This window comes from Rhodococcus sp. EPR-157, from assembly GCF_001647195.1.
Classification (GTDB): Bacteria; Actinomycetota; Actinomycetes; order Mycobacteriales; family Mycobacteriaceae; genus Rhodococcoides.
The window spans coordinates 1-9748 of the sequence record NZ_LVCV01000291.1 but is presented as its reverse complement, the minus strand read 5'-3'; the positions used below and the strand labels follow the sequence as shown (position 1 = coordinate 9748).

8 protein-coding genes and 1 pseudogene are annotated in these 9748 nt (G+C 63.2%); 5 read left to right on the top strand and 4 right to left on the bottom strand.

Features of this window, described 5'->3' with window-relative positions:
• Both A2J03_RS13485 and A2J03_RS13480 read right to left on the bottom strand, forming a co-directional pair.
• Positions 1-581 (bottom strand): annotated as a pseudogene (locus A2J03_RS13485) (hypothetical protein); the annotation flags it as partial.
• Positions 578-889 carry a hypothetical protein gene (locus A2J03_RS13480; RefSeq protein WP_068374666.1) on the bottom strand — a complete coding sequence of 104 codons (312 nt, stop codon included), beginning with the start codon at positions 887-889 and terminating at the stop codon, positions 578-580. The gene A2J03_RS13480 and the pseudogene A2J03_RS13485, both read right to left, overlap by 4 nt.
• Before the next feature lie 206 nt (positions 890-1095).
• Between A2J03_RS13480 and A2J03_RS13475 the strand changes: the two genes are divergently transcribed.
• Both A2J03_RS13475 and A2J03_RS13470 read left to right on the top strand, forming a co-directional pair.
• A complete protein-coding gene (locus tag A2J03_RS13475) occupies positions 1096-1869 on the top strand; it encodes an 8-oxoguanine DNA glycosylase OGG fold protein (RefSeq protein ID WP_068374663.1) in 774 nt (257 codons plus the stop codon).
• 193 nt (positions 1870-2062) lie between these two features.
• Positions 2063-2374 carry a colicin immunity domain-containing protein gene (locus tag A2J03_RS13470; RefSeq protein WP_068374659.1) on the top strand — a complete coding sequence of 104 codons (312 nt, stop codon included), beginning with the start codon at positions 2063-2065 and terminating at the stop codon, positions 2372-2374.
• 33 nt (positions 2375-2407) lie between these two features.
• Here A2J03_RS13470 and A2J03_RS13465 read toward each other — a convergent pair whose 3' ends face one another.
• Entirely contained in the window at positions 2408-3040 is a 633-nt protein-coding gene (locus A2J03_RS13465) for an isochorismatase family protein (protein WP_068374657.1), read from the bottom strand.
• A gap of 167 nt (positions 3041-3207) precedes the next feature.
• Between A2J03_RS13465 and A2J03_RS13460 the strand changes: the two genes are divergently transcribed.
• Positions 3208-4158 carry a GlxA family transcriptional regulator gene (locus A2J03_RS13460; RefSeq protein WP_068374654.1) on the top strand — a complete coding sequence of 317 codons (951 nt, stop codon included), beginning with the start codon at positions 3208-3210 and terminating at the stop codon, positions 4156-4158.
• A gap of 124 nt (positions 4159-4282) precedes the next feature.
• Positions 4283-4477: a hypothetical protein gene (locus tag A2J03_RS13455; protein ID WP_068374651.1), complete on the top strand. Its 195-nt coding sequence runs from the start codon at positions 4283-4285 to the stop codon at positions 4475-4477.
• A gap of 55 nt (positions 4478-4532) precedes the next feature.
• Here A2J03_RS13455 and A2J03_RS13450 read toward each other — a convergent pair whose 3' ends face one another.
• Positions 4533-6869: a heavy metal translocating P-type ATPase gene (locus A2J03_RS13450; RefSeq protein ID WP_068374648.1), complete on the bottom strand. Its 2337-nt coding sequence runs from the start codon at positions 6867-6869 to the stop codon at positions 4533-4535.
• A gap of 701 nt (positions 6870-7570) precedes the next feature.
• Here A2J03_RS13450 and A2J03_RS13445 point away from each other — a divergent pair.
• Positions 7571-9007 (top strand): IS1380 family transposase, encoded by a 1437-nt coding sequence (locus A2J03_RS13445; RefSeq protein ID WP_068374646.1) that lies wholly within the window; start codon positions 7571-7573, stop codon positions 9005-9007.
• Positions 9008-9748: the final 741 nt, after the last annotated feature.

Here is a 9748-nt window from a genome sequence, read left to right as displayed (position 1 = left end):
CCGTCTTCGCCCGACAGAACTGCCCCGAGGGTGGCACCGCCGGGGCCACCGTGCTTCTCGAGGTCGGCCAGCCCACCGTCGACCTTCGTCCTCAAGGTTGTCAGCGCGGATCCGCACTGAGCCAGATTCTCTTTCAGGCTGGCCTGGAAATCTGTTGCTTGTCGATCGAGTCGGCCTTGCAGGATCGGTCGAAGAGCATCATCGTCTGCGCCAGGAACGGTTGGGCTCGTGACAGTGCCATCCGGTGCCACCGACATGCCATTGAGGTGTACAGCCGCGTCGCGAGTGCTCAGAATCGCGGCGCGGTACGCGTCGATCGTCTCGCCCTGAGTGATCAATGCGTCCCCGACGGTATCCGCCGCTCGTTTCGACGCGGTCGCGGTGAGCACCTCCGACACCGCACGCATCGACGCGGCAGCGCTGGCGTCCCCTTTCCAGGTCCGCGCACTCCTGTCGACCGCGAGATCCACCTCCGCCAGACGATCACTGAGCGCAATCCCCGCCGTTTTGATCGCGTTTCCCGCCTTCGTCAACGTCTGAGGATTCCAGGACTCGACCTGCGGAATCGTTGGGGTCGTCACCGCCCCAGTCCTTCGGTCAGCGCGCTCAGTTGTCTGCTGAACGCGTCTTCGACGGCTTCGTACGTGGCTGCGGACGAAATAGCACCGTCAGCCAGCGTCTGCACGGCCGTGCTGTGCTTCGCCGCTGTGGTTTCGAACGTCGTCGAAATCCGGCCCATCACGTCGTCGATGCCGGCATCCGGCATCACGACCGCTGCAACGCTGGTCCTGGCGGGCACGACGACGTCTGCAAGCTCGTTCGCTGTGGCGCGCAGCTGCGCTCCCAACGACCTGAGTTCGTCGAGATCGGCTCCTAACAATTCCCCCACAGGACACTCTCCCCCAAGAGTTACTTCACCGGTTTGACGTCTATCGACGGAATGACCGGTCTCTGGCTCTACCAAGTGGGTAGTTTGCCATAACGATAAGACAGGGAGCAGTTCTCGCCTCACGTCGACGCGGGAGTGCGCGCCAGATCGACCAAGACGGGTCTCGATCGACCATTCGTGTCGGTGGCTGCTGCCACGATGTCGGCATGTCACGACTCGACGAGGGATTCGACCCACCTGCGGCGTGCGTTCAGTGGTGTCAGCTTCGCAACTTCGATCTGCACGTACTCGACGACGGTGTCGAGGTGGACCTCGACTGGTGGAATCGGCACCTGCGCGAGGTCGGCCTCGATGTTCGACTGCGCGGACGTGATCTGGACGGCCAGATCGTCACCCGCGGCACCGCGACGGTCCAGCGCAACGACCTTCGTATGGGCACGGATCTCGCTCATTGCGAGCATGATTCGCTCGGCCTGCTGTTCCTGTGCGCGGCATGGCAGGGCAGCCACCGCAACCGGAAGGCGATGCGAAGATTTCCTGACGTGCGCAACCCGCATCTTGCCGATCCCGACGAAAATCCACTCGCCAAGATCTTGGCAATTCTCGACGGTTGCGCGCGAGACCGGATACTTCGCGAAACTCCGTCCGGATCGTGGTCCGGCTGGCCAGACACCCCGGGTGTCGGAGTCTCGCTGATTGCCACGTTCATGTGGGCGGTGAAGGGATCGGTCGAGGGCGGCCGCGCACAGCTGATCGACCAGTACGGCGTCTCCACCCTCATCCACGAGGGATGGCTCGAAGATCCCGCCGTTACCGGATTTACCCGCCGACGCTACGACCGCTACGTCGCGCTCCTGACGAAATGGGCGACCGACATCGGCACAAGTCCCGAACTCGTCGAAATGTGGCTAGTGCAGCGTTGGAGCGCTCGACTCCGTGAAGCCCGCGACGGGAGCTACGCTGCACCGACGCTGTTCTGATTCCGGCACTTCCAGCGTCCGCCGGTTTTACCGACAGACCAGTGTGGAACCGAACCGGCATTTCGCGCGTCAAACCTCATGACTGATTCATTTGGTTGGCGAGCCGCACAGTGCAATCGGCCTTCATATCGAAACCCCGATTCGGTTGCTGCCCAGCCCGCATCGAGCACACCCAGAAAGTAGGACTCGAGTCATGGACACCCCAGCCTCACAGAGTGCGGCCTTCATTCCGCCACTTCAGGACTTCGTCGAGATGCGAATCTCCGCGCGCGAGTTCCAAACTCGATTCCTCGAGCTGCTGAACAAGCAGCAGGGATCAGTGGATCCGCGAGTGAGAGATCCACTACATTTCTTGTTCTGTGAAGTAGACAACTTCGCGTATCGAAATCTCCAGGATCCGAACAGCCCGAACGGAATCGACGAGCACACCTTCCGAACTTCCGCACGCGAAGCCCTCAGCACACTGCTTGGACTGCAGCAAGGACGCAGCCGCTCCGAGGAATGAGTCGTAAATAGGGGTGTTTCGCGTCGTCCTGGCCTAGCCCACAGCCTCGTTGCCCTGCGCAGCGGAGACGACGAGATTGCTTGACGGCAAAGCAGTCCCGGACTTGACTGCTTCGGTCCAGTCCGCTGTGGTGGCCACCGCTGCGAAGTTCGAGTGGTAGAGAACCATCAGCGCCTTGTGCAACTGCTCTGCCGACACGGTTCCGGCCTCGTTCGAGAGGTTGATGGCACCGGTGGCGTCGGACAGGATCTCGGCGGTCACATCGAGGACCTCGGCATCCGCGGCGGTCGCGAGATCGCAGTTGTTGGTCATGTAGCCCGCGATGGTGATGATTTCGACGCCCTCGGCCTTCAACCAGTCGGCGACGTCGGTGCCGGCGAAGACGCTGCCGTACTTTTTCACGACGCGCTTCCACGACGGCTGCAGCTGCGCCTCGATATCCGGGTGCAGTTCGAACGTCGGGGTTCCTTTGACGAACGCGGGCGCTCCCTCGGGCATCTCGTGCTGCACGATGACGACGGGAAGATCCTGCGCAGCAGCGACTTCGAGCGCACTGACGATATTCGCCAGAGACTCGGTGCGAGGTGGGTACTGAATCTTCAGAACTCCCTCGAAGTACTCCTGCTGGACGTCGATGACGATGAGTGCGCGGCGCGGTGCGGTCATATTGTTCGCTCCTGAAAGTAGTGGCTAACGGCTCAATTCCCATCGTGCACCTCCGAAGGTTGCATCCACGAGTGGCACGGATGCATACTTTCGATGGATTTACGCCAACTAGTGGCGCGGTTGAGTGCACCTGGATGCACTTGTTCGTGCCACTGAGGGAGCCGAACATGAAAATCGCGCTGTACGCATTCGACGACATCACGATGTTCCACCTCGCCGCCCCGCTGATGGTGTTCGGCGAAGTCACCCGCCTCGGCCTGGCGCAGCACTGGGAAACGAGGCTGTGGTCCGAGCGTGCGGGCTCGATTCGAACCGAGGAGGGCTACACACTCGGCGACATCGCAGATCCGAGCGTCGTCGACTGGGCCGACATCGTCATCGTTCCGTCGTGGCCGGTAACTCTGCCACCGATCGACGACGCCTTGTCCGCCCAACTCCGCACAGCGCACCAACGAGGTGTCGAGATTGCCGGGCTGTGCCTGGGCTCGTTCGCGATTGCCGACACCGGCCTGCTCGCGGGCCGGGCCGCCGTCACCCACTGGACCAAGATGGACGAACTCCGCGAACGCAACGCGCATACCGACACTGACGAATCCGTGCTCTACATCGACCACGGAGACGTCATGACGTCCGCAGGCACAGCGTCGTCGATCGATTCCTGCCTGCACATCGTCCGCAAGCACCTCGGGTCCGCTGCAGCCACCCGCGTCGCCCGTAGCCTCGTCGTCGCCCCGCACAGAGACGGCGGGCAGGCGCAGTACATCGAACGCCCCGTGACCACGGCCGCCGACGACACCACCATTGCCGATGTCATGCAATGGGCGCTCGGGCGGCTGCACGAACCGCTGCCGATCGAGCGCCTCGCCGACCGAGCACGGATGAGCCGTCGCAGCTTCATCCGGCAATTCCAGAGTGCGACGGGATCCACCCCGGCACGGTGGGTGCTCGAGCAACGATTGAACGAAGCCCGAACGCTATTGGAAACCACTACACGCAGCATCGAGAATGTCGCCGCAGCATGCGGTTTCGGCAGCGCAGTGACGTTTCGACAGAACTTCACGTCGGCATTCGCGGTCGCCCCCTCTGCATACCGGAAGCAGTTCACGGGTGATAGCTAGGTGCCGATCGGATCGTCGGCAAGTGACTCTGTGCCCTACTCCCACCTGCGGGTATCGATGGACGCTAGCGTGCACAGCGCTACCCCACAGGCGTGAATGACAACGACCCGTAAGGAACGAGACCATGTCCGAGACCACAAAAACACGCAGCGCTCCAGGAACCGGAGGCGAGGCGGTGTACTTCTTCGGCGGCATCGGCAGCCTGATCTTCTGGTGGAACGCAGCCGAAGGTCTCGGGGAACACCTCGTGGCCATCCTCAAGTCGTTCGTGTGGCCGGCCTTTCTGGTCTACCAGGCCCTCGGTGCGCTGGCGCAGTGACCACAGACCGATACACACGGTCGTTCCCGCTATTCCGGCCTGCTCCCGATCCGAATCACGCTGTGTCCGCGGTGCTTGCTTCCTCGGTTGTCAGAGTGAAGTAGTTCTCCTCTTCTTGCACGAAGTGCAGTCGCAGCAACGCGTACAGGCCGTACAGGCACGCCAGCAGGTCGTCCGACTGATCGGCGCTCAGTCCCCCAGCGGCATCCGCCTGTTCCAGATGAGTGCGCAGGCGGCGGCTGAGCCGGTCGATCTCGGCGTGCATCCGACTCATCGTTGCGGTCGCCTCTCCGCTGCCCAATGGTCCGGCCAGGGCCGGATACAAATGTTTGTCCTCGGCCTGCTCGTGCGGCAGCAGAGTCTCGAAGAGAAAGTCGTCGACGCGGCGCAGTGACACGTGGGCTTGATCGAGGCCTCCGGTCGCGATCAGTTGCGCGGTCTGCCGCAGAATCGACAGTTCTTCTCGCATCTCGTCGTGCTCGTTGGCGAATCGATGAAGCATCTCTGCGGTGTCGTCGGTGAGCGCCACCTTCTGCGCCGGATCGTCGCGCAGTGCACGCAACGCGTTCAGTATCACCGCCACGTCGATGCCCTCCTGCAGCAAAGCGCCCGCCGCCGGCGGTAACAGCCCGAACGCGGCAAATCCCATGGCAACCAACGACAATGCCATGCCGACCGTTGCGCTCTGCACAGCGATACGGCGGGATCGTCGCGCAATCTCCATAGCGTCGGCAAGACGGTCCAACCGGTCCGTGGTGAGCACGATGTCCGCGGCCTCCGAGCTTGCCGTCGAACCACGCGCGCCCATCGCCACTCCGACCGTCGCGGCAGCAAGGGCAGGCGCATCGTTGACGCCGTCACCGACCATTATCGTCACCGCGGAGTCTCGTTCCGCGCGTACACCGGCAACTTTCCCTGCGGGAGTCTGCTCGGCGTACACGTCATCGAGGCCGAGGATCGCCCCGACGGCCTCCGCGGGTTCGCGTCGGTCCCCACTGAGCATCACCAACCGTTTCAATCCGGCCGAACGCAGTCGCCGCAACGTTCGGGATGCGTCGCGGCGCAGTGGATCTGCCAGCAACAGCGCGCCGGCAAGGTCACCGTCGACGGTCACCCATGCGACCACTGCGCCGTCGAGTGCAGCCCGGTTGAGCACTGCACGCGCCCAGGCCGGCGCATCTGGGCCCAGGTCCAGAGAGCCGACCGTGACTCGCTGACCATCCACTGTGGACGCCACTCCTGCACCCGCCTCCTCCTCGACGTCGGTGGGCATCGACAGTGGCAGCCCACGCATCTTCGCTTCCTGCACGATTGCCTCGGCAAGCACATGCGGGGACAGTTGGTCCGCGGATGCTGCAACCCTGAGCACTTCGACCGCGTCGCGCCCCGGAGCTGTGACAATGTCGCCGCTGGTGGGCCGTCCGGTCGTCAAAGTGCCGGTCTTGTCCATCACGAGGGTGGTGGCGTGGCCGAGGTTCTCGAGCGCCCCGCCGCTACGGATCACGACGCCGATGCGGGAGGCTCGGGACAGGCCCGACACGATCGCGACGGGCGCAGCGAGCAGCAGCGGACACGGGGTTGCGACCACCAACACCGCCACAGCTCTGGTAGCCGAGCCGCTGGCCAACCAGGCGAGCCCGGCGACGGCAAGAGCCAACGGCAGAAACCACGCGGCCATCCGGTCCGCGAGCCTCACGACCGGAGCGCTTTCGGCTGCGGCCTCCCGGGCCAAGCGCACGATGCCGGCGTAGGTGCTCTCCGCCGCCGTGGCGCGAGCGCGCAGTTCGAACGCGGATCCGGCATTGACTACTCCGCTGCGCACAGCTTGCCCGCTCTTGCGCTGGACGTTCATCGATTCGCCGGTGAGCACCGACTCGTCGAGCACTGCGACCGACGAGGTCACCCATCCGTCGACGGGCACCACTTCGCCCGGGCCGATGACGAGAACCTCTCCGGAAACAACATCGTCTAGAGGTACTACCTGCACCTCGTCGCCGACCCGTCGGCGGGCGGTGTGTGGGACGTGGTCGAGCAACGAGCGCAGATCCTTGGTGGCGCGGCGTTCGGCAGCTGTGTCGAGTGCCCGACCAGAAGCCAGCATGACACCGATGAGCGCCCCCGCTACGTACTCGCCGACCAGCAGGGTGCCGACCAACGAGAGCAGCGCTATGAGGTCGACTCCCACACGACCACGGCGTACGGCGTCGATCACCCACCAGGCGGCGGGCACGATCGCGAAGACGGTTCCAGCAATCCAGCAGGCGTCGGCGACGGCGTATGCGTCGAGAATCCACGCAATTCCTCCGGCGAGCAGAGCACCAAGGGTCACGGCCAGCAGGATCGGTTCGACTGCACGGCGCAACCGTTCCCGTCCGGGACGCTTCGGCTTCATTCCTGGGGCCCTCCCAATCTCGTGACCTGTCCAGCATCCCGATAGTGACGCACCTACCGCGATGGTGAAAGGGCCGAAGGACCCACGCAGTACTCGTCGGAAGATCGAATTACGCCCACTCTGACTCGTGACTGGTGCACAAGAGGAAAATGTCTTTTCCCACTAGGGTATTTCGTCACTTTTCCCTTTTGCGAGAATAGAATCCGCGAGAAATCCAATTGCGGAAGTCCCTGTAACCGAGTCGTTGCGGCGACCGCTCCGCTTATCCGAAGATTCTGCGGCACAGGCGTCGAACATAGTGCGTTGCAATAGATGTCGATCGTGTATCCGAGATGAGATCAACAGGACGACCGATCACGATTTCGTAGCCGATCGACTATTGCACCGGATCGGACCGCCAATCTTGTTGTTTTTGCGTAGAATCCAATGGGTGCGCATGCTCGTTTCGAGGCCCACGCCTGAGACGTCGACCGCCCAACGACGTTGCCACGAGCCAGAATCCGACCACGATCGGACCAGGAACGAAAAACTGGAGAGCTGTGCCTGTGAGCCAGACCCACAGCAGTCCCGCTCGAACTTAGCCCGGATGCACCGATTCAGTGAGGACTGGTCGCACACTGTAGACACGAAATGCCCTGCCGTAGTGAAAGAATTGTTCTTGTCTAGGGAACATTTCGACCACTACGAAGGGCATCTCGCAGATGCAACTATCTCATACCCGCCCCGTCGCTGCCGCATGCTTCGACGACCCCAATCTGGTGTCCGCTGCCGGGTTGGTTCCGGTGATGGCGTTGGCGCAGCGATCGGGCCTGCACCAGCTCGCCGATGAGCATCTGTCGGTCCCGGGCGACAAGGGCTCCAACGCCGGCCGCAAGATCGGATCCCTCGTCGCCGGCATGGTCGCCGGTGCGGACAGCATCTCCGACATGGCGATCCTCCGTCACGGCGCGATGCACATTCTGTTCGAGCGGCCCTACGCACCCTCGACCCTGGGATCGTTTCTGCGCCAGTTCCGGTTCGGGCACGTCCGCCAGCTCGACGCCGTCGCCTCCCGGCTGCTGCAGGCTCTCGCCGAGCACACCCCGCTGTTGGCAGGTATCGACACCGAACCGGTGATGATCGACATCGACGACTCCATCATCGAAGTCCACGGACACGGCAAACAAGGATCCGGCTACGGATACTCCGGCGTCCGCGGCCTGAATTCGCTGATCACCACTGTCACCACGACCAGCGCAGCGCCCGTCATCACCGCCCAACGCCTACGAAAGGGTGCGTGCGGATCCGCCCGCGGGGCCGCACGCATGATCGCCGACACCCTCACCACCGTCGACCGCCTCCGCCACGCAGCGACGAAAACCAACACCGGCATTTCTGGCGCACCGCCGAAGCCGTTGCTGCGGGCGGACTCGGCGTATTTCGGATACCCCAGCATCGGTGCGGCACTGCGCGGCGGCGCGGACGTCTCGATCACCACCGGACTGAACTCGGTGATCAGAACCGCGATCAGCTCGATCGACGATGATGCCTGGACCCCGATCCGCTACACCAATGCCCTCTACGACGTCGAGGCCGATCGATGGATTTCGGTCGCGGAGGTGGCCGAAATCCCGTTCACCGCGTTCGAATCGCAGAAGAAATCCCACCATGTTCCCGGCCGGCTCGTCGTGCGCCGCATCCCCGATCTACGCCCGAAGAAAGACCAAGGCCAGGGCGAGTTGTTCGACGTGTGGCGGTTCCACGCCTTCTTCACCACCACCGACCCCGCCGCGATCGACACCGTCGCCGCTGACCGAACCCATCGCCGCCACGCGATCATCGAACAGGTCCATGCCGACCTGAAGAACTCCGCCCTCGCCCACATGCCCTCCGGGAATTTCTGCGCGAATGCCGCCTGGCTGGTCTGCGCGGTGATGGCATTCAATCTCACTCGCGCCGCCGCCACCCTGACCGGCGTACCGAAGCTCGCGAAAGCCACGACCGGGACCATCCGACGAACACTGATCTGCGTGCCCGCCCGAATCGCTTACTCGGCCCGCAAAATCACCCTGCACCTGCCGCAGCGATGGCCCTGGGAAACAAGCTGGACTGCATTGTTCGACAGCATGTTCGGGCGAAACGCCCACATCCTCGCCTAACCGAACAGCCCATGCCCACCTGCAATGCGAAAGATCCAGTGGAACAACCCGACACCCGAGATCGGGCACCCAACCATGTCCACCCCCGCACCAACACCGCGCAACGAGATTCACGGTCACACACTCAGCCCATCGGTGAATTCAGGCTTAGGGCGCTCACACCTCGGTCGCTTCAGAGCTACAGGAGGGATCCAGCAATGTCGAGCATTACCGTGCGCCAATTAGTGGCGAGAGTATTGGTGGCCGGATCGCTGACCGTGTTGCCGGTCGGACTTGTCACCGTTCCAGCCGCCGCCGACCCGATCACGCCGGTGGCGCAGCGAGGACACCACGACTGCGATCGAAGTGGTCCGTGGCAGTGGCAACAGAACCGCGGGCAGTGGCAGTGGGGCAATTGCGACGCCCAACGTGGCCACTGGGTGTGGGTATGGGACGACCATCGCCACCACGGGGACTGGCAGTGGTATCACCACTGGTCCCCCAGCGCCCCGCCACCGCCACCTCGTGCACCGTATGGGGTTCCGTTCTTCGGGAGCTCTTAAGGAACGCGCAGACGCGTTCGAATTTGTCAGGTGCGCGGCTGATTGTCAGCTATTCAGCGCGCACCTGGCTATTCGGCGCGCAGCTGTAATCTGTTCGGACGATGATGAACTGATCGGCCCAGGGATTTCGGACAGTGGACCCGCTTAGAATAGGGATCTACTGAAATGAGTCCGACCAGCATGAGCAGATCACGGCGAT